This window comes from Pedobacter ginsengiterrae, from assembly GCF_039537385.1.
Taxonomy (GTDB): Bacteria; Bacteroidota; Bacteroidia; order Sphingobacteriales; family Sphingobacteriaceae; genus Pedobacter; species Pedobacter ginsengiterrae.
In genome coordinates this window covers 1-24,245 of record NZ_BAABAK010000015.1, presented here as the reverse complement: position 1 = coordinate 24,245, position 24,245 = coordinate 1, and the positions used below count along the sequence as shown (strand labels likewise).

24 protein-coding genes are annotated in these 24,245 nt (G+C 39.1%); 12 read left to right on the top strand and 12 right to left on the bottom strand.

Translation table 11 applies throughout. The annotated features are described in order from the left end of the window. The first annotated feature begins 66 nt into the window (after window positions 1–66). The 4 genes from ABD692_RS13225 (at window position 67) to ABD692_RS13210 (ending at window position 4,162) form a co-directional block, all read left to right on the top strand. Window positions 67–1,440: a DUF5690 family protein gene (locus ABD692_RS13225; protein WP_344767703.1), complete on the top strand. Its 1,374-nt coding sequence runs from the start codon at window positions 67–69 to the stop codon at window positions 1,438–1,440. Next, complete coding sequence (locus tag ABD692_RS13220; protein ID WP_344767701.1) at window positions 1,433–2,596, top strand: TIGR03364 family FAD-dependent oxidoreductase; 1,164 nt, start codon at window positions 1,433–1,435, stop codon at window positions 2,594–2,596. The genes ABD692_RS13225 and ABD692_RS13220 overlap by 8 nt, the downstream gene beginning before the upstream one ends. A gap of 67 nt (window positions 2,597–2,663) precedes the next feature. After that, window positions 2,664–3,251: a helix-turn-helix domain-containing protein gene (locus ABD692_RS13215; RefSeq protein ID WP_344767699.1), complete on the top strand. Its 588-nt coding sequence runs from the start codon at window positions 2,664–2,666 to the stop codon at window positions 3,249–3,251. A 212-nt stretch (window positions 3,252–3,463) separates the two neighbouring features. After that, window positions 3,464–4,162, top strand: coding sequence for a phosphonatase-like hydrolase (locus tag ABD692_RS13210; RefSeq protein ID WP_344767697.1), 699 nt, complete (start codon window positions 3,464–3,466; stop codon window positions 4,160–4,162). Between the two features lie 205 nt (window positions 4,163–4,367). Here the strand turns inward: ABD692_RS13210 and ABD692_RS13205 are convergent, their stop codons facing one another. From ABD692_RS13205 to ABD692_RS13195, 3 genes are all read right to left on the bottom strand, one after another. After that, window positions 4,368–6,080, bottom strand: a complete 1,713-nt coding sequence (locus ABD692_RS13205; RefSeq protein WP_344767695.1) for a S41 family peptidase — start codon at window positions 6,078–6,080, stop codon at window positions 4,368–4,370. A 497-nt stretch (window positions 6,081–6,577) separates the two neighbouring features. Next, window positions 6,578–7,168 (bottom strand): Crp/Fnr family transcriptional regulator, encoded by a 591-nt coding sequence (locus ABD692_RS13200; RefSeq protein WP_344767693.1) that lies wholly within the window; start codon window positions 7,166–7,168, stop codon window positions 6,578–6,580. Between the two features lie 87 nt (window positions 7,169–7,255). After that, a complete protein-coding gene (locus ABD692_RS13195) occupies window positions 7,256–7,816 on the bottom strand; it encodes a hypothetical protein (protein WP_344767691.1) in 561 nt (186 codons plus the stop codon). Window positions 7,817–7,957: 141 nt separating this feature from the next. Here ABD692_RS13195 and ABD692_RS13190 point away from each other — a divergent pair, with 141 nt between their 5' ends. From ABD692_RS13190 to ABD692_RS13180, 4 genes are all read left to right on the top strand, one after another. Further along, a complete protein-coding gene (locus ABD692_RS13190) occupies window positions 7,958–8,869 on the top strand; it encodes a LytTR family DNA-binding domain-containing protein (protein ID WP_344767689.1) in 912 nt (303 codons plus the stop codon). A 244-nt stretch (window positions 8,870–9,113) separates the two neighbouring features. Beyond that, window positions 9,114–9,386 (top strand): helix-turn-helix transcriptional regulator, encoded by a 273-nt coding sequence (locus ABD692_RS13185; protein WP_344767687.1) that lies wholly within the window; start codon window positions 9,114–9,116, stop codon window positions 9,384–9,386. Between the two features lie 33 nt (window positions 9,387–9,419). Beyond that, window positions 9,420–9,656, top strand: a complete 237-nt coding sequence (locus ABD692_RS20975; RefSeq protein ID WP_425567344.1) for a DUF3276 family protein — start codon at window positions 9,420–9,422, stop codon at window positions 9,654–9,656. A 688-nt stretch (window positions 9,657–10,344) separates the two neighbouring features. After that, a complete protein-coding gene (locus ABD692_RS13180) occupies window positions 10,345–10,863 on the top strand; it encodes a hypothetical protein (protein ID WP_344767685.1) in 519 nt (172 codons plus the stop codon). 174 nt (window positions 10,864–11,037) lie between these two features. On the opposite strand, the gene ABD692_RS13175 is transcribed toward ABD692_RS13180, so the two are convergent. The 5 genes from ABD692_RS13175 to ABD692_RS13155 form a co-directional block, all read right to left on the bottom strand. Continuing rightward, window positions 11,038–11,952 (bottom strand): helix-turn-helix domain-containing protein, encoded by a 915-nt coding sequence (locus ABD692_RS13175; RefSeq protein WP_316755627.1) that lies wholly within the window; start codon window positions 11,950–11,952, stop codon window positions 11,038–11,040. Window positions 11,953–11,971: 19 nt separating this feature from the next. Next, window positions 11,972–12,709: an SDR family oxidoreductase gene (locus ABD692_RS13170; protein WP_344767683.1), complete on the bottom strand. Its 738-nt coding sequence runs from the start codon at window positions 12,707–12,709 to the stop codon at window positions 11,972–11,974. 13 nt (window positions 12,710–12,722) lie between these two features. Beyond that, complete coding sequence (locus ABD692_RS13165) at window positions 12,723–13,700, bottom strand: aldo/keto reductase (protein WP_344767681.1); 978 nt, start codon at window positions 13,698–13,700, stop codon at window positions 12,723–12,725. A gap of 498 nt (window positions 13,701–14,198) precedes the next feature. Continuing rightward, a complete protein-coding gene (locus tag ABD692_RS13160) occupies window positions 14,199–15,410 on the bottom strand; it encodes a type II toxin-antitoxin system HipA family toxin (protein ID WP_344767679.1) in 1,212 nt (403 codons plus the stop codon). Between the two features lie 47 nt (window positions 15,411–15,457). Next, window positions 15,458–15,748, bottom strand: coding sequence for a helix-turn-helix domain-containing protein (locus ABD692_RS13155; RefSeq protein ID WP_344767677.1), 291 nt, complete (start codon window positions 15,746–15,748; stop codon window positions 15,458–15,460). 1,119 nt (window positions 15,749–16,867) lie between these two features. Between ABD692_RS13155 and ABD692_RS13150 the strand changes: the two genes are divergently transcribed. From ABD692_RS13150 to ABD692_RS13140, 3 genes are all read left to right on the top strand, one after another. Next, window positions 16,868–17,287 carry a hypothetical protein gene (locus tag ABD692_RS13150; protein ID WP_344767675.1) on the top strand — a complete coding sequence of 140 codons (420 nt, stop codon included), beginning with the start codon at window positions 16,868–16,870 and terminating at the stop codon, window positions 17,285–17,287. Between the two features lie 8 nt (window positions 17,288–17,295). Then, a complete protein-coding gene (locus tag ABD692_RS13145; RefSeq protein WP_344767673.1) occupies window positions 17,296–17,898 on the top strand; it encodes a cupin domain-containing protein in 603 nt (200 codons plus the stop codon). A 389-nt stretch (window positions 17,899–18,287) separates the two neighbouring features. Next, entirely contained in the window at window positions 18,288–18,584 is a 297-nt protein-coding gene (locus ABD692_RS13140; RefSeq protein WP_344767671.1) for a Dabb family protein, read from the top strand. A gap of 50 nt (window positions 18,585–18,634) precedes the next feature. Here ABD692_RS13140 and ABD692_RS13135 read toward each other — a convergent pair whose 3' ends face one another. The 3 genes from ABD692_RS13135 to ABD692_RS13125 form a co-directional block, all read right to left on the bottom strand. Further along, a complete protein-coding gene (locus tag ABD692_RS13135; protein WP_056087622.1) occupies window positions 18,635–18,859 on the bottom strand; it encodes a CDGSH iron-sulfur domain-containing protein in 225 nt (74 codons plus the stop codon). A gap of 146 nt (window positions 18,860–19,005) precedes the next feature. Further along, complete coding sequence (locus ABD692_RS13130; RefSeq protein ID WP_316755668.1) at window positions 19,006–19,578, bottom strand: GIN domain-containing protein; 573 nt, start codon at window positions 19,576–19,578, stop codon at window positions 19,006–19,008. 335 nt (window positions 19,579–19,913) lie between these two features. Next, window positions 19,914–22,424 (bottom strand): zinc-dependent metalloprotease, encoded by a 2,511-nt coding sequence (locus ABD692_RS13125; protein ID WP_344767665.1) that lies wholly within the window; start codon window positions 22,422–22,424, stop codon window positions 19,914–19,916. Between the two features lie 225 nt (window positions 22,425–22,649). Between ABD692_RS13125 and ABD692_RS13120 the strand changes: the two genes are divergently transcribed. After that, the gene (locus ABD692_RS13120; RefSeq protein ID WP_344767663.1) at window positions 22,650–23,231 is read left to right on the top strand and encodes a hypothetical protein; all 582 of its coding nucleotides are present in this window, start codon (window positions 22,650–22,652) and stop codon (window positions 23,229–23,231) included. Window positions 23,232–23,255: 24 nt separating this feature from the next. Here ABD692_RS13120 and ABD692_RS13115 read toward each other — a convergent pair whose 3' ends face one another. After that, a complete protein-coding gene (locus ABD692_RS13115; protein ID WP_344767660.1) occupies window positions 23,256–24,092 on the bottom strand; it encodes an alpha/beta fold hydrolase in 837 nt (278 codons plus the stop codon). Window positions 24,093–24,245: the final 153 nt, after the last annotated feature.

Sequence of the window (24,245 nt, the reverse complement as noted above, 5' to 3'; positions counted from 1 at the left end):
CGCAATGTGTCTGTTTATACCCTCAGCATCAGTGATTAAGCCAGCCGAAAATAAATTTACAGCATAATGGAACTATTAAGCTTTGGAAGAAAAAAAACAGCAAAATGGTCACCTCTGGCTATTACCTTATTGGCTTCACTTGCAGCTTTTAGTTGTTATACCAGTATGTATGCCTTTAGAAAAGCATTCGCTGCAGGAACTTATGAACAACAAAGTTTTCTTGGTGTGGATTATAAGATCTGGCTGGTCATTGCGCAAATGGTGGGCTATACCTTAAGTAAATTCTACGGAATCAGATTTATTGCCGAGGTATCAGGAAAGAGTAGGGCCAAAAACCTTATCCGTCTTATCCTCTTCGCCTGGTTGTCGTTATTGGGTTTCGCGCTCGTACCAGCGCCCTATAACATTATTTTTCTCTTGCTTAATGGTTTTCCATTGGGCATGATCTGGGGGTTGGTATTCAGTTACCTGGAAGGAAGAAGGACAACGGAATTTATGGGGGCTGTAATGTCGATCAGTCTGATATTTGCCTCTGGTTTTGTGAAAACGGTAGCGAGGATAATAATGGAGCTCTTACCCATTGGAGAATACTGGATGCCCTTTGTTACTGGTTTATTGTTCATGTTGCCTTTTCTACTAAGCGTTTATGGATTGGAATTGATACCGCCACAAAGTGAGGAAGATCAACGATTACGAACCAAAAGAATTCCGATGGATGCTAGCCAAAGAAAAGCTTTTGTAAAGAGTTTTCTCCCAGGAATTGTTTTTACGCTTATCATTTACGTACTGCTTACAATTTTAAGGGATATGCGGGATAATTTCGAGGTTGAAATCTGGGCAACCCTAAATATTCATGATAACCATATTTACACAAAAACGGATACGCTCGTTTCGATTACCGTATTGGTTATTATGGGCTTATTGATCCTCATCCGAAATAACCTCAAAGCATTCATCGTGATTCATATCATCATTATTAGTGGTTTTGCCCTGGCAGCGCTGGCTACAATAGGATTTGATCTCCACTTAATTGGACCGGTCGCCTGGATGAGCATTGTAGGTTTAGGACTTTATATGGCTTATATTCCTTATAATGCGATTTTTTATGAGCGAATGATTGCCAATTTTCATTTTGCTGGCAATATCGGGTTTATCATTTACCTTTCAGATTCAATGGGGTATTTAGGCAGTGCATCAGTATTAATCTATCGGGAATTCGGTACGGCAGATATTAGCTGGGGGCTTTTCTTTAAGCAAACGGTATATGTTGTATCCCTTGTTGGTAGTATTTTTGGTTTTGCCTCCTTAATCTATTTTAAGCGGAAAACATTTATTTACAAAAAGTTTAAGACAACATTGCCAAAAACCCAAGCAAAAGATAATTTATTGGGTGCAGATCGGTCCGTAGAGGCAAATAAAATAATATTAAAATATGAATAAAGATAATTATGACCTCATCGTAATTGGAGGAGGAATACTGGGAACATTTCATGCACTTCATGCCCTAAAGCTGGGTAAGAAAGTGCTTCAACTCGAAAAAGATAATTACCCGGTCGGTTCAACAGTCAGAAATTTCGGTCAGGTAATCCCATCAGGAATGACTGGTAAATGGTTTGAATACGGTATTCGTTCACTACAGATTTACCAGGAAATTCAGGGTGAGTTTGACATTTCTGTGCGCAAAAACGGGAGTGTGTATATCGGCTCAGATGAGGATGAGGTGATGCTGTTGCATGAATTGAAAGCACATTACGATAGGCTTGGCTATAACCAGACCATGATGAACCAAAAGCAGGTTTTGGAAAAATACACATCAGTAAGATCAAGCTATGCCAAAGAAGCACTTTTTTTTGGGGATGAGATCAGTGTGGAGCCTGAACGGATGATCTATCGTTTACAGGAGTATATGCAACAAAAATTTGAGTATTATTTGCTTCTTTATAATGCGCCTGCAATTGACTGTGAACCTAATGGAGATGGAGTGAGGGTGAAGATTTCGAATGGCAATGTTTTTTACGCCGCCAAAGCAATTATTTGTAACGGATACGAGTTTAAGCTGCTTTTTCCTGATGTCTTTAAAGAAAGTGGGCAAGTTATAAGTAAACTTCAAATGATGCGAACAACGTCTTTAAACCCTAAAGGCTTAGCCGGAAATATACTTACGGGTTTAACTATTCGAAGATATGAAAGTTTTGAAGAATATTGCCCATCGTTTAAAAGCGTAAAAACTCCAGATCATTACCTGGAACTACGGGAAATGGGCATTCATATGCTGTTTAAGACTGCTGTGGATGGTAGTATTATCATTGGCGATAGTCATGAATACGCAGATGTGAATAGTTTTGACAATCTTGGCTTTAACATCAATTCGCATATCAACGAGCTTATGCTGGCTGAGGCAGAAAGAATTGTAGATTTAGAAGTTAGAAAAATAGCCAGTAGCTGGGCAGGTTATTATCCTCAACATCCTGACAAGCATATTTTGGAATTTGATTTTGATGATTGTATTCATATTCGTACCTGCATTGGTGGTAAGGGAATGACGGCCGGAGCTGGCTATAGCGAGGATAGTTTACATAAAATTTTTAATGTTTAACCAGACGAGTTTAATGTGGAAAGCTTTGTTTATAAATTTGATTTAGTATTTTCGGCTGAAGATAAAAATGGAAGAAAATACATTAATACACATCAGTAACCGAATCAAGGAAATTAGAAGAGAAAAGAACATAACCGTTCAAGAACTTGCCGACCGTGTTAACGTAAGCAAAGGACTCATTTCTCAAATTGAGAATAACCGTACGATTCCCTCGCTATTGGTATTGGTTAATATTATCAGTGCCCTTGAGGTTGATCTTAACCAGTTTTTTAAGGATATTAATCCGGGAGCATTGCCCGCTGTAATCATTAGAAGAAAAGAGGATTACGATACTTTTGAAAAGGAGCAGGCTGTAGGTTTTCTCTACCAAAGGATTTTCACCAAAACCATGAAAAACTCTACTGTAGACATTGTTTTACTGGAGCTGGAGCCTGATGCAACCAGGCCAATGGTAGAAACCGAGGCCTTTGAATATAAATACATATTATCGGGAAAAGTAAATTATGTGTTTGAAGATCAAACCTACACTTTAAACCAGGGAGATTCTATGCTTTTTGATGGTCGCCTGCCGCATACACCCAAAAACCCAACCAATGAGAAAGCTATAATGCTTATTGTATATTTCTTCGAGCAAAATGGTAATGGGCCGTTGTAGAAGTTGTTCTCCGTTACCAATCATTATATATTTGTTTGTTTTTAGAAGCTGATTCAAATAACGAAATCTGGGCCATGTAGCACAAATAAACGAATTAACATAAATTTAATATTCAATAAGCCTAATTCATGTAAACAATGTTTAGTTTTGCTAAACATTGTGTTGGTCAATAATTTGTTTTTTATCGATCAATAAATTAGATTTTAATGAAAATGGAAAATATATCAATGGTTGTATTCGACATGGCGGGTACTACTGTAAATGAAGATAACCTTGTATACAAAACACTTTTAAAGGTGATAAATGATGCTGGATTTGAACTTAATCTGGAACAAGTATTGGAGTTGGGCGCTGGAAAAGAAAAAAGACAAGCGATTCGTTCTTTGATCGATAATTTCTATGCTGAAAAAAATGAGGATGTGATATCCAAAATTTATGAGCACTTTATAGTTGAGCTTACGAATGCATACAAAGAGGAGGCTATTTTACCACAGCCAAATGTAATTGAAGTATTTTTCCAGTTAAAGCAAAAAGGAATTATAACGGTTTTGAATACCGGTTATGATAGAAAAACGGCACAAGCGATTATCGATAAATTAGGATGGCAGGAAGGGATTGAATTTGACGGACTGGTAACTGCATCGGATGTGGAGCACAATAGGCCAGATCCAGATATGATCTTTTTTGCCATGAAACGCTTCAATATTAAAGATAGTGAAAGCGTAATTAAGGTAGGTGACTCAACAATTGATATTCTTGAAGGTAAAAACGCGGGCTGTGGCATGAGCATCGGAATAACAACAGGTGCACATTCAGCAGAACAGTTGGAGAAAGCAAATCCGGATAAGGTTATAAACGATTTGGCTGAATTAATGATAATGCTTGAGAAGCGTGAACACTCAGCCTACTAGTTGCCAAAAAAATAAGGAACATGTGGCTTGAAATCAGTTTATTGATTGCATAAGTATATAAATCAATGACGATGATAACATGGAATAGGTTGCAAGTATAAGAATTTAGTTACCATGAGCTCTATCAAAAAACGGTGGAATAATAAGACATTTGCTTAGTCATTACAAAATAAGGACGGATTAATGGGTGAACCTTTTCTTAAATTCAGTCAGAGTTAATCTTTTTATCATTAATAAATTCTAATGCTGTTTTCAATAAAGGATCAGTTTTATTGATCACATCATTGATTGTATAGGAAACCGGAATATCTATGTGGATGCCGATTCGTTGTGTTTCCGATCCGTCTGGGTAATATATCCCTAGTCCGGAAAAATTAATTCGGTAACCACCAGGAAGAACCGTCCGGGTAACATTGCCATCGGCTCCGGCAGTCTGGTTTCCGATAACTGTAACATTGGCAGCGGTTTTTAATGTCATACATGCCCACTCTGCGGCACTTTGGGTCCGGCTATCTACAAGCAGGATGATTTTTCCTTTGTAGAAATTAGGATTTAATTTTCCAACTTCTGAATAGGCTGTTCCCTTGTTTGCTACCTCATACTTGAACGTGCCAGGCAAATTAAAATTTGGACGGGTCAAACGGCTGTACATTTTTCGTTCACCCAATAAGTATTGTGGGATGGTATAGGTGCCTGTGCCATTAGTTGGATAATTCCTCATGTCAAAAATGATAGCCTTTGTATCCATCAAAGGCTGCATTATGCTGTCTATGTTTTGCTTATTGATATTGCTGAAAAACACATATCCGATGCTGTCCTCTAGCAATCGGTAAGTAATCGGGCTTTCCATTTCAAAAAAATTCTTATACTCCTTTAGCAGATCACGCTCCTTTAAATCAATAATCGCTTTAAATTTTTTTCTGTCCCGTTGGTATCCTGAAAGCAAAGCGGTTTTATTTTTACTGTTCAGAAGCAGATAATGTAAGCTCTTAATTTTTCCACCGTTGTTCGATGCCGGTATATAGTCCCAGTACGCTTTGATCTTTCTTTTCAGCGGTACGCCATCTATTGCTTCTATAACGCTACCTGTTTTAATCAGGGACTGCGGATTGCTGCTGTCCGCCCTCACCACAACAGCCTTATTTGCTATTATGCGAAAATCAAATGAAGGGCTGTATTTTCCTGTGAAGGTATCGTACACCTGCGGCCATAGGCCGCCATGCGAGTCATTAATGGATGCAGCCATTTTTGCTATGGCCTTGTGGTAGGAAACGGTATCCGTTGCATGAATTATCTGGGGAATCAGCTCATTTAATACACTGTCCCACGGCCTGCCAATAGCATATTTATAAGGGTAAAAATAATTAATGACATTCCAGAACCTGAAAAGGCCTAGTAATCTATAGTTGGTATTCGGAAATGCCATTTCAGGATAGGGCTTTTCGTTCGGTGTATAAATGGTGCTGTCATTATCGGGATTTGGCTGGGCATAAAAATTTAATCCCCTGTAAGGATGTTTTGAAATAAATCCTAATGCAAGTTTGTTTTTTACCTCCAGCTCTTTATTGTCTCCAATCCAGGTATGGTCAAGGTTACGGGTATTTATAGCTGCGTTTTCTTGAGGAAGATATGGCCCTTCGGTATCTTTTCCTGAAATGGTTAACATCTTTTGTACCTCTATGTTAAGTTGTTTATTAGTCTTTGATTTTGACAGGCTATTCAGGGCGGATATGAGTACGGAATCCCAATCCTGTTTTCCTGTTGAAACACCCGGATGATAGTACTTCAGCAATCCCCATGTCTTACAAAGAATTCCCAATTGTGCGATCTCATTTTTATTTTGTGCTTTTAGGTATTGCGATAATGAACATAAAAGAATAAAAAAAAGGACGACGCTAATATTTCTAGTTTTTCTCATGGATTTAATTCGCTACGGGTGGTAATTTAATAGATGACGCAAATACTGTTCTGACGTTGCATGCTTGTTTCATTCACGTAAGTTATATTGGCTTGCAATTCGACTTTGCTAATGTGAGCATCTATTTGAACGATCAACTTATCATGCTTCAACTAATCAATAAACGGGCTCTTTTCGATAATATATTGGAAAATGTAAACACCAGTGAATAATTCTTGTAATTTATAATTAAAATTTACGCACATATAATACATCACTTCCAATTTTAGCTTTTTACCCAAATAACTTTTCTGTATTTGCTTCCAGCTTTGTTAAAGCTTCTATAAGATGCTGCTCCATGTTCATTTAATTTTTTTGTTCACGTTACGTGAACATTCGTAAATAGTGAACATAAATTATAATTCCAACTATTGCTACTGTTTATCAATTCTTACACTATTGGAAAGCTTAAAGTGGAAATATTTTACCTTCTCTGATTACCCCTGATCAATGAGGCATCAAATTCCTTTCGCGCTCCCTTCATACTTTATGTGTTTCAATGTACTCTCAGACATGCCCAGAAATGAGGCAATATTCCTCAAGGTACCGGATTGAAATATTCCGGGATTTTCCTGCATGGTTTGCAGGTAACCTTCGGCGTATTTCTGGTGCTGAACCATGTCCAGGTGCTCACTGAGGAGGCTGATCATAAGCTCAAGAAATCCTCGGTTAATGAAATGATATTCGGGGAATAGCACATGCAGATATTTTAGATGTATATGCGAAATGCTGATGACGGTTGTTTTCTGCTCCATGGTAATAAACCATTTGGATAGCGTATCTGGTCCGCTCAAAGGAAGAATAAGCTGCGTGCTGGTATAAAACCATAGGGTGAGCTCCTCTGCCGTTACTTCATCATACCGGTATACCCTGGCGCATCCACTCACAATATAGTTTAGCTCCTTAGGATATTTGCCGGCCTGAAGAATAGTGTGATTTTTGGGGTACACAGTTTCCCTTACGCTCGCCTGCAAGTAATCGGTGAGCTGATCGGAGACATCATGGAATTGGTTGAGGTAGTCAATAAAGTTTTGAAATGAAGTGCCCATAACAGTTCTATTAGCAAAGTAGCATCTAAAAGCCCTGCCGGTTTCCTGGTTTGTCGATCATGACCTGCCGGCAGGACTTTTTAAGCTTTAATTTTCGGAATAGCTAATGGTAAAAGTGAGACTTTGAAGTTCACTAAAGCCTAGTTCACTATCAAAGCTACTTTGCCTGTTCTTGCCAAGGTCAATGAGTTTCCCCCGGTCATCTTCTTCCTTTAGCTTCTGATGCTCTTCTTTGATGAGCGAAATGGGAAGCCTCCCTGAGATAAAATACTGCATTTCTGATGCGGCAGTTGCAATAAACTGGTCATCGATCTGCTCAAGAAAGGCAAGCTGGGAATCCTCAAGGATGAAGTTGTTCTCCATCCATAAGCGGAAGTTTGCGGCACAGGCTGCCGCTTCCTGCTGCAACTGTGGGTCTGGAAGGGCATAGATTTGCGACAGCAAATCACTTACGCCTTCTGGGGTAAATGGGACTTTTTGCATAATAAAATAGGTTAAATGAGTGCCTGAGGTCTGGCAGGCATTAGCCAAAACTAAAGCCCATAATTTCAAATTAAAATAGATGGGGCCACTGGGCATGTCCCAGAGGCCCATGAATCTTCTTGAGCAGACCCTTATAGGATTCAAGCCGCCTAATGCAGGTTTCATTCGTATTGTTTTTCAGGAGGTATAGTAGGTTATTGACGGGTCAAGCGAAGGGTTTCATTACCACTTAAGCTATCTGTTTTCAGCATACTGCTTTGAATTTTTATAAAATATTCCTATTTTGAGTCAGCAAACTACCTGTTTATGGAAAAAAATTACCTGGACATTCCTCCACAGAAGAGGTATTTTTCAATATATGTGCGCATTCTGCTCGCCTTCCTCGGCTCAATTTACTTAATCATAGAAGGCCAGCACAAACCCGCGATGGTGATCATTCAGCAAAAGAACTTCTATGTCTCGCTAGTCTTTAGTTTTTTTATCGCCATGGTGCTGCTCAAAATCATCCACTACATCTCCATCAACCTGGATAAGGGTTGGGACTGGAAGAGGAGACCCGTTTTAAGGTTAGTGCTTCAGGTTGTTTTCGGGTTCTTTGTCGTGCTTTATTTAAATTTACTTTTAGTAAAAGGCGTTTTTCATCTGCTAGATGCCGACTTTAAAAAAAGCGGTTATATGCTTGTGGAATTTCCAAAGGTAAAATGGATGCTGGGCACGATGAATTTTCTCTACTGGATTAAAGCATTGGCTCCGGGGCTGCTTAGCTGGAAACATTTTAAATCAAGGCTTGATGCGAGTCCACCGTCAATATCACAAGAGCGAGCGCGAGGAAGAGAGATTGATAGTGAAGCTGCTTTAAAGGATGGCATCGAAGGCATCATTGGAAAACTTGGTAACAAGACCAAGCATATCAGTCTGGATGAAATCGCCTGCATCAAATGTGAGTCTCGTTCAGGGTATGTATATCTAAAGAATAATGCGGTATTTAATATTGATTACCGCACACAGGATTTAGTAGATGTTTTAGACCCAACTCGTTTCTATCAGACCAACAGGGGAATCATTTTTTCATTGGATGTGATAGAAAGCTACAGAAGGGATAAAAAGGAGGGCGTGCTGATCTTAAAAGAAGAGATTAATCCCGAAGTTTCCAAAATTGTGAGTAGGGAACGCTTCCGGGAATTCAAGGCCGCATTCGATAGGAAAATGCAGGCTTAAGATTATTGATTCGAAACTGAGAATAGGCTGTTTTGATTAATAAAATGCTGTATTTTAATTGCTTGTAGTCAAAAATGCACCATTTTTCTTGTTTTTTTTGGCGGCAATGATTAAATTCGTTTGTCGATCATGCCTTTCCTGGTATAATTCATTCCATTAATGCAGTACTCCCGTATCCGGGATTTTCATGCTCCAACGCCTATCGCTGTTTTTTGATGGATCATCTCCAATTAAATTATTGCATATGACTAAGATCGACACACTCCTAGACCTCCTTTATAAAATTTATTTAATCCTGAGTAACCAGCAGCCCTCAACCCTGCCTCCTGCGGGCACAGACCAGGAGCCCATGACCCGGCAGGAAGTTAAAGACTATCTTGGAATAAGTGAGAGCACTTATAAACGCAAGGTGAAAGATGGTACACTCCGGCCGATAAAAATGCCAGGAGGAGACCGGTTTTACAAACATCATCTCATTGAGGCGCTAGGGGAGAGTAAAAGAAAAGGCCGGATATAAAAGTACTGATGACTCACATTTTTAAACGTTAAAATGAAAGACATAAATTTTTACTCTGAAACGTTTTCTTCCGGTAGAAAACATTATTTTCTGGACATAAGAAAAACGCAAAATGGTACCATTTACTTAAGGATCTGCAGAAGTGATGAGCTGGGCGAGCGGAAATATGTACGCTCCAGCGTCATCATTTTTGATGAAGATTTTGAAAAGTTCATTCAAGGGCTCTCTTCGGTTTTTCACCACGCGGCTTACCTTTTCAAAAAGGACTAGCCTATAGGCAATAACCTCCCTTTACCACTCCCTTACTTACTACTTAGAACCCTGCTGAAAATTAATATTCGGCAGGGTTTCTTCTTTTAGCTGCTCTGAGCTTAAAGAGCTCTATTCTAAAAGCCAATTTACTATAAATCAAGTTCAAATTGGTTCAAAACAGCTCATTTAAGCTCAATTGAGCTCTTTTTTCGTACCTGCAAAATTTCCAGGTTAAGTTTGATTCATGTTGATACGCCGCTTTATTTCCGCTTTGGGAAACTGTCCTTGGATTGGCACTAACACCACTTCTCAAGAAGCATTTTAAAAAAAGGGATTTTAAATGCTCTAGCCTTTAGAGCTGATTTGAAAGCCGTTCTGATTAGCCCTCTGAGAAATGGGGAAAAGTCAAGACTAGAATTTAAATGCAGCTATAAAAGTGAAACTGTATCAATAAGATTCCTGTAGGCCCGGCCTGCAGGATGATCGGATAAGTTAATCCAGGCTTAGGCCGCAGGGGGAATATATCCGCCAAGCTCTTTGACATATAGGAATGAAGCATTATTCTGCGAGTAGCGGAAAATCCTGCGAAGTTGAGATCATATCAATATAACGAACGCGCAGGGGCAGGCCAGGTGCCCTGTCCGTATGGACTGATGCTAAACTCATTCGCTATGATAACCCTGTGGTTATTCAAAAGCGATTTGAAATGGATAACCATAACCGCATTTCCGCACTCCAGGCCTATAAACTGCTTTGTGGTCAAAGCTTTCAGAAGGATATTTTTGTGCAGGATCTGGATGATTTAGATGGGAATAAAAGTAAACGGATCCCAGTCTGGCACAAACTCGACTTGAAGGTCACCGATAAAGATGGGGAGCACCCGATGAAATTCTTTTTCCCTGAATATGGCTTTGATTTAGCGCATACATTGGACAGATATCCAATTCTGGACATGCAGGATACAGAGAAGCGGGAGTCGGTGATCAAAGCGCTTAGGTTTGGTAACCTGATTTCGCTCAAAATGGAAGTAGAAGGCAAAACCATTCCAGTATATCTTTCAGCTGACCCGGAATTCAAGTGCCTGAATGTATATAATGAGCACATGCACCCTTTACGAAACGAACAGCTGTTCACAGGGACCGATCGCAATCAAAATGTAGCGCCAGGTTTTTCCCAACCAGTAGATGAGCCTGGGCAACAAGCTAGCTTTAAGATAAAAAGATGAATCGTCTTTCTGCCCCATCCAGGCCTTAACTTCATCTTAAAAAATTCAGAGCTGAGCGGCTAGAGGATGTATAGCATTTAAGTTTAGCAAACTCTTTTTTTAGAACATCAGCGATTCCTATATTTAACCAGTGTCAACGGCGTAAAGCTTTTAGCTATCCGCTTTTTGCCTTCTTTAATTAAATGAATGTCTGAACTCCAAAGGCGAAAGAGAAGTTTTGCTTTTGAAAAGTTTGCTAAGCGATTGGGAATGCTCAAAGCCCAACTGGTAAGCAATTTGCGAAACAGAAAGCGTTGTTGTTGATAATTTTTCTTTAGCTTTTTCTATGATTGCGTTCTGGATGTATTGCTGGGTGTTTTTTCCAGTCAATGAACTCAGCATATCACTCAAATAGCGTTGTGACAGCTTTAATTCCTCGCTGATATATTTAACGGATGGTAAACCTGTTTTTAGACCCTTTTCTCCCTCAAAATAGTCGTTTAAAAGTTCCTCCAAAGCGGTTATGATCTCATGATTGACTGCTTTTCTGGTGATAAATTGCCGGTTGTAAAAACGGTTGCTGTAATTTAATAACAACTCTATTTGTGAGACCAAAACATCCTGGCTGAAAAGATCAATGTTGTTGGCTAATTCTCCCGCTATCGAAGTAAATAAACCAGATATGATTTCCTTTTCCTTTGCCGAGAGAAATAAAGCCTCTGAAACATCGTAGGCGAAAAAGCCATAATGATTTATCGTACTGGCTAAGGGGTAATTTCGGATAAAGTCCGGATGGAAATACAAAGCAATCCCCTCATAGCTTTCTTTTTCTTCAGGTGAAAAAACGACTTGGTTTGGCTTCAAAAAGGCTAACCCTCCTTCTTCAAAATCGTAATATCCTTGCCCGTATTTGATGTGTCCTTTAAAGGTCGGCTTGAAGGAAATCTTATAGAAATCAAGACTCACTTTTTGCCCTTTAGGAAACCTTTCAATGGAGATATTATTGTAATCAACTAGGGTAATCAACGGATGCAGTGGCGCAGGAAGTTCCAGTAATCGAGCTAATTGCGATATGCTCTGAAGGTGACTGATGTTAGCTTGTTGGTGCATTTTGCTTTTATGAATTTAATCAATTTTGTTTTGATGGACGAATCACAATGTCACCAATTTCAATATCCTTGGGTTGGCTTACTGCATAAATTACGGCGCTGGCAATGGCGATGGGATCGATGGCAATCTTTTGCATCCCTTTTTGGACCGCTTCTTTCATTTCCTGGTTTTTAATGTTGTTTGCAAAATCTGTTTTCACAAACCCGGGCGAAATACCGGTAATGCGTATATTTCCTTCTGACTCTTGACGGAATGCTTCCCCGATCGTGCGAATGGCATTTTTAGTTCCTGCATAAACGCCTTGCATGGGTACGATCTTTATTCCTGAGGTTGAAATGATATTAACGATGTGACCAGATTGTTGTTGTTTGAAAATGGGAATTGCAGCCGCCATTCCATACAAAACGCCCTTAAGGTTAACATCGATCATTTCCTCCCATCCCTCAATATCCAGATCTTCTATACCGCTTAGTTGACTCACCCCTGCATTATTAACAATGACATCGAGCTTTCCGTATTGCCCCACTGCGGTATCAACCAGATGCACAAGGTCTGCTCTATTCTTTACATCAATCTGAGCAAAGGTGGCCTCACCACCCTCGCTTTTTATTTCTTCAACAAGCGCGCTCAATTGTGCTTCTCGTCTAGCGCCCAGCACAACCTTGGCCCCATTTTTTGCAAGTTCCATCGCAATGGCTTTACCCATTCCGCTGCTTGCCCCTGTAATGGCAACCACTTTTCCTTTTATATTTTGCATGGATGTTATCTTTTTACTTGTCTATTTGTTTTTCTAAAAATTCAGGATAGCGGTCGCCAAGGAGGGTAATTCCATTGACTGTTTTGTCAATTTTTGCAAGTTCATCGCAAGTTAATACAACATTTGTACTGCCAATGTTTTCCTCTAATCGATTCAGTTTTGTAGTTCCGGGAATGGGTACGATCCAGGGCTTTTGTGCTAAGAGCCAGCTTAGCGCCAATTGTCCGGCTGAAATATTTTTTTCTTTGGCAATCTGCGAAAGCGCTTCCACTAAAACCAGATTGGCTTTTATGTTTTCTTCGGTGAAACGGGGAATAATATTTCTTCGGTCAACATCTTCTAATTTTTTGTTTATTATGCCTGTAAGGAAGCCTTTTCCTAAAGGACTGAAGGGAACAAAACCAATGCCCAGCTCTTCTAAGGTTGGTATGATTTCATCTTCCGGCTCCCGCCAAAATAGGGAGTACTCACTTTGTAATGCGGATACCGCTTGTACTGAATGTGCTTTTCGAATCGTTTTAGCACTCGCTTCCGATAATCCAAAATATTTCACTTTGCCTTCCTCTATCAGCCCTTTGACTGTTCCTGCAACATCTTCAATTGGAACATTAGGGTCGACTCTGTGCTGATAAAGCAAATCGATGTAGTCTGTTTTCAATCTTTTTAAAGATGCTTCGGTGACTGCTCTGATTGTTTCGGGTCTGCTGTCTAACCCCACCGCTGGCCTGGCATCCTTACAACCGAATTTTGTGGCGATTACGATGTCTTTTCTATAAGGCTGTAATGCCTCTCCAACAATTTCTTCATTGGTGTAAGGTCCGTAAGCCTCGGCGGTATCAAAAAAAGTTATACCCCTTTCAACTGCATTTTGCAGCAGGCTTATCGCATCTTTCCTGTCAAGACCTTTGCCATCCAAAAAGTTTAAACCCATACAGCCAAAGCCTAATGCGGAAACTTCCAATCCACTATTTCCTAATTTTCTCTTTTGCATAACTCATTTTAATTATTTATAATCCTCTTATACAAAATTCCCCATTGCCGTGCTTTAAAAAGTAGCCCAGTTGGTAATTGTTGTAGTCAGATTGTAGGGACTGGCGTCCGTGAAATCTTATCCCCTCGAATTCAACCATATTATTCTCAAGAATATTTATATTTGAGTTTTTGGATGCCTCAGTTATCTTGTGAGTGTCTTCGGATATGATCCTTTATAATATTCATGGTTTCCCAATAGGTATATCACTGGTTTAGAGGGAATATTTTTCTTAACCCATTATATCCCTTTTGTCCCCAAGTTTGTATCACCAGCCAGGATAACGAGATCAGCATTGCTAAAATCAAAATCTGATAACCCAAATTCTTGATGCAAATCACTAATTATCTTTATTCTCATTTCTTTAACTGATATGTAACACACTGATAAGGTTTACTATCCTATAAATACCCGTGTTTTCTTCTAATTTGGTCAAGGTATTTATAATAATTCCTTTCGTCATCCAGTAATTGTTCTAAATGCGGGAGACATTTCTTCTCGTTCAGACCTAGATATTCCGAGTTTAGTGGCTATCGTTCGCCAATCCTTTACAGCTATTGAAACCTCTTTAATGATTTTGTGCATTTGATTTTCTTTTAGCTGAAACAATTCGCCAACACTTAAAGCCAAATCGAAATCCAACGCATTATTGTCCATATCAATATTAAGAGCCAATCCATTTTTATCTACTGAGGGATTGATATCGTACGCAGGCGATAACCTCCATCCATTTGCTGTCAACAAAAAGCCATGATTTCTTAAATGATCATCCGTGTTGGAGATCGCTATGTTAAATACTATCCTTCTCCACAATTGATGCAGGTCTTTTTCTATGTTCGATCCATAACGCTGTATAAAATCTGCTATCTCAAGATAACTAGGAGTAGCATCTCTAATGCTATCCTCACTATTTTTTGTCATAGTCATAGCAGAAGCAAAATGAATACGCTCACCCATATCCCGATCAAACCGCCTCGATAAAAATGTACGATAGGGTCCTTTTACCTTTTCAAGTGTACAAACTGGCATATTGATTCCAGCCTTGGTCGCCAGTTTATAAGCTAAGTATTCCCATGCAGCCTTATCAATTATATCAGCTTTTGAGGGAAACTTTGCAATACACAAATGACCATCCAAATCAACAACATTTGCTTTTGGTCTTGCTCCACCCAGCGATGATCCTGGCGCAAAAAGCATTGGAATCCAATCACCACCATTTTTCCCTTCCTCATCTTCTTCGTAAGCTTTTACACTTGCCTGTAGCTCCCGAAGATGAGTAATTGGTGGAGTAGGATTATTCTTGTTATCATCAAGAAAAGGTCCGTTGGGATCTAGCTTGAACCTTAATGCTCCCATCCTGGAAGCATCATGAACGCCCAGCAAAAAATCAATTTCGTATAGTTTCGGTGTCGCGTCCCCTTTGGCAAAAGCAGTTTGTGCAGCACGACGTAACATAAGCTTTCGTCCCCAGGTATCCGGCATTGAATCCATAAATATACCAAAATTGTCTTTTTTGTCGGGGTATTGGGTTCCTGAATATAAACCGATTTCAGGATCAAGCAAAAACAACTGATCAGACTTTAGCCAACCCCGGTCGTATTCAAATCCAAATATCCTATTTCCTTTACTCTGCTGAGCAGAAATCACCCCTATGCACCGTGGGGCATCCATGCCTTTCCAGTGAGCATATACCCATATATCAGTCTTTGTTGCTGCCATTACTTTAACAAATCTAAGTCTTGAAGTTTTCTCCCAAGTTCATCATCTACAGCCAGCTTAAGGAAATCTTCATGCAGATTCAGTGCCTTAAGTACATTGAAATATGCCCCCATAGACACTCCGGGATTCCCCCGTTCTATTTTACGAAGAGTAGCTCTTTCAATAGCAGCGCGTTCTGCAAGTTGTATTGCAGTTAATTTTCTGCGCTTCCTGGCAAGCGTGATATTTTCGCCTAACTGATCCCAAATCATTTTATATTTTGGAAATACAACAACCTTCTTCGATCTCATAATGAGTATAATTATACCCAAATATAGTAATTATGGAGATATTAATACTCATTGATGCCCTTGTATCACACGATTTCTACAAATGAAGGTTGATAAAAAATTAAAAATGGATAACATTCTACTTAATAATTACGTAAATGAGCATAATATTACCCATTGATAATTATTTCGCTTTTACCTAAAGAGCTTTATAACTCACATAGTATTCCAGATCGAGCATGCGTGTGGTCCATGGATTGGATTGCATTGATTTCATATTCCATGAATTTTGATGGTTCTTGTAAACTGGTAACCAAAGTATTCTCTTGAGACATTTCCAATTTGAGTTTTTCACTCATGGGAGCATTTGTTGTAAACGCATAGGATATTAAGAATGAAATCTCAAAGATCATTTTCTCAAGCTGGCAGTAGATGATGAATTTGGTAGAAAACTGCAAAACATAAAACTCTTAGTCGGTTTAAAAGATAAAGGCAAATAAAAACCAAGTAGTTCATTAATATTGCTAAGGCAATAATAAATCGACAATTGTGACTTGGTTTCATGATCCCATGTTTGCAAAAGTATTGGAACTAGAGCAAAAAAAATAATACCAAGATTCGTATCAACGCGCTATTGGTGATAGAGAATATCTTTAGGTTTAAAAAATGCTGATTGCGGTCCTCCTAATTGATATTTCGACAGATTTTGATACTAAAGCAAGTATTGCGACAAGAAATGAATTTATTGCGACAGATAGAAACAATTTTTTTGTCGCAATAAAACAAATTGTGATAAGTAGCGCTAAAGATAAGCCGAAACTTTGCTATGTTTGCATAAAGCGTTTGATAATTGCCCTAGATCTCTCATACCTCTTACGTTTTCCTTTGTTTGTATTAGGCTTATAACTGCATCCCTTAGCATATAGGATGTACCCTGATTGGACTATAACCGAAGCTCCCTTTACATATCGGGTATTCATCTGGAAGGCAATGAAATTCAGATGAAATTTATTTATTGTAAATTTTTTAGTATTTGTACGATGGTAACTAAGTATTTTTCTTTAATTCCTTTAGGTGTGTAAATGTTTGCATAAAACAGCCATTAATCAGCTATTTGCGTATATTTAAAGAAAAAACCAAATGCCCCGTTACAATACGCTCTGTGAGGAAGATATCAGAAAGCTCATGCTTTTAAAGGACGATAGTTTCCATAAAGCCCTCTATGAGAGTTATTGCTCCCCAGTTTATGGGCAGTTTTCAGTCTTTTGCAGGGATCGGGCCAAGGCATACGAATTAACAGGAAAGGTATTTGAAATTGCCAGGACAGAAATGGAAAACGGCATGCCCATCAAAAGAAGGCTGCTGATTTGGCTGATGAACATCGCAAGAAAAGTCTCAAGAGAATATCTTTTGGACTACTCGGTCAAAAAAAGCGAAAACAACAGGTGTATCAAAAGACTTGTGCTTACAGAAGGCTTTAGCCCAGGGGAGGCCGCCAGGATATTGGACATAAGCAACCATGAGGCGGTCATAAGACTAAGGCAAAAACTAAAAGAATAATACAGCAGATGGAGTTAAAAGATTTTATAAATAACGGTATGCTTGAACTTTATCTGATGGGTTTATTGAGCCCTGAGGAGGTTTCTTTAGTTGAGCGCATGCGTAGCGAATATCCCGAAATTAATTCAGAGCTTGCAAAAATTGAAGACTTTATTGAAAAAGATGCCATGCGAAATGCGGTATCCCCGCCTGAGCAAATCGATAAAAAAATGGAGCTGATTTTTGAAGGTCTTGAGGCGGAACAAAATATGCAGTTATCGCTGTTGCCGCTCATCAGTGCCTTCTCCAATTCAGATTACTGGCTGAAACTGGTATCACCATTACTGCCAAAGATCCATTCTGGAGAGCGATTCGAAAAGCTTTTGCGTCACGGGAACGGCGTAATGCAGGTTCTGGTTCGTTCCTCAAGCGACATCGAGGAAGAAATACATGACCGCCTGGATGAGAGCTTCCTAATCTTGGAGGGAACTTGCATCTGCAGGATTGGCAACTCCTCCTTTAACATGGGACCAGGTGATTTTATGCAGATTCCACTGTATCAGCCGCATAATGTAAGCATTACATCCGCTTCAGTCACCGCCATCTTGCAGCACGTTGAATGCGCGGGATGAACTTAAACAACAACGGCTTATAAATTCAGCCCCAGAATTTACTTGCATAAATGATTCGGCGCAAGAGGAAGAGCATTTGTCTGTTAAATCCTATCCCATACCCTACAAAATCCTTTATTGACTAATTGAACTTGAAGATTTTTTCCACTTTCTTCTTTAAAGGGCTCAATGCTGAACATCCGGTAAACTGTATCGGCCTACCGACCTTGCAGCTGATGTATATTTTGTCAAATAATAAACCTGTTAAGTCACTCTGTTTGAGCAAGGCTGCAATTGTTAGCCTTAGACTACAGGTAAGACTAGTTTTAGTGTGCGTGGTATATATAGAAATATTGAATTTGATTTACCTATCAATGCTTAATCTTTATATTTGACGAAAAATAAAGAAAATGATAGCACATCACGTATTGTTCTGGTTAAAAACCGATATTTCTTCAGAGCAAAAAACTGCTTTTCGCAAAGCACTGGAAACATTAGAAAATATTGAAGTTGTAAAAACTTTTCATGTTGGTACGCCAGCAGCAATTGAGCGTGCTGTGGTTGATATCACCTATACATTCAGTTTAATTTTGTTCTTTGAGGATATGGCTGCACATGATCTTTATCAGGTACACCCATTGCACAAAGCATTTTTGGATGAGTTTAGAGTGTACTTTGAGCGCGTTGTTATTTATGATGCTAAATAAATTAATTCTAAAACAGAAAAACCTGCATTAAGCAGGTTTTTCTGTTTGTATTAAACTTTTTTTGGAGGCAAATCAAAGGCAATGGCTTCATGTTCGAAGTGACCATTATGAGCCCCATCACAAAATGGTTTATTTTTAGATAGTCCACATCTGCAAATGGATAATACCGTTCTGCCTTGTAATCCGTATTCGTTGCCATTTCTATCCACGATTTCGAAATCGCCCTCTATCTTTACCGACCCGTTATTGTTAATTGTAAGTTTTGTTTTCGACATAAATATGTTTTGTTAGTATGGCAAAGCTAAAACTTTGTTTGCTGCCAAATAAATATGTTTATTATTTAGAAACATTCTCCAATTATTTAATGCTGGTGAAGAGGAAAATTTGATGGACAAACAAGGTAATATTAATGTCTGTAAGGTTAGTCGGCATTTTGTGTATTGTTGCTCATTTTTTGGGAAAGGAAATTATTGGTTACAAGTTTTGACGCACCATTGGAAAGAAGTGTAAAGCTTTTTGCATTTCCTTCAAGCTTCAGTATAGAATGATCTGAAATTTCGGTGTATAAACCCTCTGCATTTACGTTCAGGTCTGCCCAGGCATTATCCTTCATGATGATTTGTAGATACTTGATATTTATTGCACCCTCACAGCGAATTACTGCCTGGTTATGGGCCTCAATTCTATAAATATCGTTTGTGTAAACTACAATTTTTGATTTTAGCCGATCATTGCCAACAATGTGCAGTACCCTGTCTTTTTGAATTACTTTTGCTACTCCCTCATTATCATGCGAGAAATGTATATCTATTTTTGGACTCCAAACCAATAACACTTCTACGTTACCCGTTACAACAATCTTATTAAAGGCTGCGATTTTGCTTGGTCTAACTGTTTTTGCTTTTAGTGCGTAAGTTGCTCCGGGATTTACCAGTGCAACACATAAGATTATACTCAGAATGAGAATGATGTTCGTTTTTAAGAATGCTTTCATTTTAACTTCTTTTAAATTGTTTTTGATTTATTACTTCGTTAAGTATGCTTAACATCATTGCAATTGCGAAGCTTGTGCCAAATGATTTTATCTTAGTTAACTGCCTGTTAATGGGTGTTTTGGTTGTTGTGTTTATGTTCGGTTTCGAACAGTTCTGTGCGTAAGTGAACAAGGCTTTATGGTTTGCCAGTTTTTATCCGAACGAGAGCTGCGGGGCCAGCGAGATAAAGTAAAACCCCAATAAATATTAATTTATTGGGGTTAAAAATTTATGGTGAATGATATTATAAATTAAGTGAGTTATCCAAATTATGTAGCTCACCCAGCTGTATATGCTATTTCCAGTCTTCTGTAAAATCCATTCCACCCATTCCAATAGGCGCACCTGGAGGCATTACTTGCGCTGGTGCAGGTTGAAATTTAACTGGAGATTCTTCAAATTCCTTTATCTGAGATAAACCAAATAAAATATTTGCTTTTTGTTTAGCTTCGGCTTCTTTTAGTCTGCTATTCATCCACGATTTTAATTCGTTAATTTCCAATAATGCCTCTCCCCGAACGCTTTCAGCGGCTTTATCGTTGGCGGCAAGTTGTAGTAAATATTTTAGCGTTAGGTTATTTACCATAACCTGCAGTTGGCCTTTATATCCTTTTACTGGTTCTGCTTTCCAGGTTTTGTCAATCAGTTTTTCGATAACGGCCATTAAGCCTGGTTGCTCCGCATCACGCGAATTATATTCGACCAGGCGGGATGCTCTTTCAGGGTTTAAAAGTGAAGAAATTGTTTCGTTAGCTGCTGCCTCAGCAGTAGCAATCGGGTCGAAAGTTGGGCCCGTATAGCCGCTAAAGGTTTCTGCCGATGCTGGATAGCCAGAAGGACGTGGTGGTATTTTTTGTATTAGGCTTTCTGGTAAAGCCAGGGCATCAGGGCTAATGGTTGCGACCAATGCATCAAATGCAGCCCACTGCTGAGCAGGATCGACCATCTTGGTGGGTTTCTGGCCATCGTTTTTAACGGCATGGGTAAAATATAAACCGCCTATATTTTTGGCAACCGCTTCAATTTCGTAACGGTGTAATAAGTAAATGGGTACCAATACTTCTTCAATGGTCGACATTGGCGCATCCTTTACAATTGCTTTCTCCGAGAAGGTATCTAAAACCTGTCTGCGGATTTTCATTAACCTGTTAAGCTCTGAGATGGTATTTTCGCCATCTTCCCATTGATTTGCATTCGGATGTGTGTATCCCCCAATATCTGGAATGTATTGAAAGCCTTGTTTTAAAGTTTCATTCATGATTTTATCGAGTTCAGCATTTTCATCTGCGCCTTTTGGAAAATCGCTATAGCCCCACATTATGGCTCTTTTATCCCAGCTTCCGATTCCTTTTGCATAAGCATCAGATAGATCGATACTCCCGTCCGCTTTTTGCTTAATGCGAGGGAAAGGATAATCCATCACGGAGGCGCGTTCTTTAGGGCTTGCGGCAAAATTATGATTTAAACCAAGGGTATGACCAATTTCGTGGGCTGATAACTGTCTGATGCGGGAAAGTGCCATTTCTTCCATAACCTTACTTACTGGTTTCCCATCGGTGTAAGGTTGCAATAAACCCTCTGCAATCAGGTAATCCTGACGATGGCGATCGGAGCCCAATGTAACTACACCTTTAATAATTTCTCCAGTACGCGGATCGCTATAAGATGAACCATAAGAGAAGGCTCTCGGGCTACCAGCACGTGTAATCCAGTTTACTACATTATAACGAATATCCATAGGATCGGCACCTTCTGGCAATTCTTTTACCTGAAAGGCATTTTTGTAACCCGCGGCCTGGAAAGCTTCGTTCCAGAAAGCACCACCTTCTATAAGGGCTTTTTTAATTGGCGCAGGTGCACCGCGGTCGATGTAGTAAACAATTGGTTCTACTGCCTCGCTTAGTTTTGCATTAGGATCTTTTTTCTCCAGGCGATGTCTTCGTGTAAAGCGCTTAACCAACGGTTCGTTCATCGGCGCCGAAAAATCAGTATAACTAAATAATTGATAGCTAGATCGGGGATCGAACTTGCGTTGTTTGAAATTTCCATCAGGCAATTCAACAAAAGATTGATGCATTCTAACGGTAACCGCATTTGCATCGGGCGCAATATTGCCTCTGCCACTTGGTGCACCACCTGTGAAAGTCAACATCGCTTCAAATTCTGTATTTTTTGGGAAGTTGCGTGTGTTTGGCAGGTAAACTGCAGAGCGGGTTTCGTCTACCCGATAGGTTGTACCACCAGCTGCCGCCCCTCTGCCGCCTGCGCCACCCGAAGAGGCAGGAGCGCCAATAGTTCCGCCAATATTCTGGCTATCCCTAATGATAAAAGGAGTTAGGTCTATTAAAATCTTGTCGCCTTCTATCGCCACGGGCGCAAAGCCCCATATTACAGATTTGGCAAATGAACCCTCAACGGTTTTTATTTCATCGGGATTGTTATTTCCTGCACGGTACGCAAGATTAGGTTCTAATAAAAATACTTTGGGGCCAACTTTAATGAAGCGGGCAACATTGGTAGAAGCACCGCCACGTTCGGCGTTTCGGCCTGCACCATCGGTTAACGAACTGAAATAAAGAAAATCTTTATCGAATGTACTGATCTCTAAAAATACCTTTCCAGTTTTTTCATCATAATAAAAATTGAAATAACCTTCGTTCTTTTTAAAATCTTTGGTAAAAGCAGAAATGCTTGCAGCGGGGGCTGTATTTTGCGGACGGCTATTGGCAGGCGTAGTTTGCGCCTGTAACGCATCGGGTATGGATAAAACAGCAACAATAGCCAAAGCGTAAAATTTTTTAATCATAAAGGATAGTTTTGAGGTTTGAGGTTTTTGGAATAGTATCAATAATAGAGTTAGAGACCTAATACTGATATGCTAAAACAAATATAATTTAAACCATGATTAACAATTACTTAGCCAGGTAACTTTTTGATGGTATAAATTTTTTTAATTGAAAAAGCTAATTTTTTAAGGATGATGTAGCGATAGGCGTAATCCATTCGTTTTAATAATATAAACAATTAAACTATGCGCTATCTACCTATTTTACTGATCATATTATTATCATTCGGTTGCTCAAAAGACTCGATTAATCCAAAGGATGGACAAATTGTGGAGCTATTTGTAGATCACTATGCTGAAACAAGCAATCAGAGGATATCTTTACTGCCTGGGAAGGAATTAATTACCACATATTTAGAAGGATTTGATGAACGGGAATTGGGATACACTTATAAAGTTAGAGCGAGAACATTTTATCCTAAAGTACCACCTCAGGATGGGCCTAATAACTGGTTTATATTTGAAAAGGTTTTGAGCAAAGAAATATATAATAGCACAGAACCTTTTAATATCTCGTTAAAATATAATGGTTTGTTTGGAAGTGGTATTGCGTTTGCTTTTAGAAATCAGGTTTTTGAGTATGGTAACTATACGTTGAGGCCTGAGAATGACGCAGTGAAAAAGCAATTGGAAGAGGTGTTACTGCTACGCTCTAAGCTTGAAAGTGATTATCAGTATGCAATAAAGGTAATAATCAATGCTGAAGTAATACATGACCCAAGCAACAGAAGCAAAGGTTATATTGTTAAAAGCGTTGCTGTGCAATAGTATTTATTTGATGGGCTTAAAATTTTAACGCTTTAGAAAATCTGTAATCAGGATGGCTGTTGCCTCGGGTATTTTACTACCACTTTCAGTACTGCATATTTCTCCTATAAATGAGCCATGAGTGCCTGGTAAAACAACTAATTGCGCATCAGGAATAAGTTTAGCCATTTGCACGCTGTGTTCAAGTGTAACCACATCATGCTGGGCAACGATAAGTAAAGTTTTAGCCGCTATTGAACGGAGGCTCTCATCAGCATAATCTTTAAAATTCAACATTCGGTTTTTATCCTTTTCAAACATGTTCTGTAGTTTTTTTTGATCGGGTGTTACTTTTAAGAAGGCTGTTTTTAAAGGTTTGGGCATATTATCTAAGGTTGCCTGTTGCATACCTTCAAAAAAGCCTGGTAACAAGCCGTCGCGTTTATAATTGGCAGAAATGACGACTATTTTATTAACAATTTCAGGATGTCTGATTGCAATTTGCATGGTGGTAGTTCCGCCGTTGCTAAAGCCCAGAATATTTGCTTGTTTTATTTTGAGGTGTTTTAATAAAGCTGCCACATCATTTGCATCTTGTTCAAAGGATTCTGCGGCATCTCTATCGCTTGTTCTGCCATGAGCCTGAAGTTCTACCGCAATTATTTTTCCGTATTTTGAAAGTAATGGAATCAAGTTGCCAAAAGAGGTTTCGATGGTGGAGCCCCCGCCATGAATTAAAACCAGCGGCGTACTGCCTGATCCATAAGTTTCGTAGTACATACTTAACCCGTTTATTGGGGCATAACCTGATTTTTTTATGCTATTATTTTGTGCACAGCTCGTATGGTTAACCGATAAGAGCAGCATAGATTGTATTAACATAAAAATAAGTATTTTAGTGAAGGACATATTGCCAGGGTTTACACAAAAATAGATAAGAATCGCTTTTGTTTTACGGTTAGGATAAGGGATCAAGCAAAAAAGTTGGGGAGCAATTCTATGCATAAATTTTAGATAATCTGAACAGAAAGAATT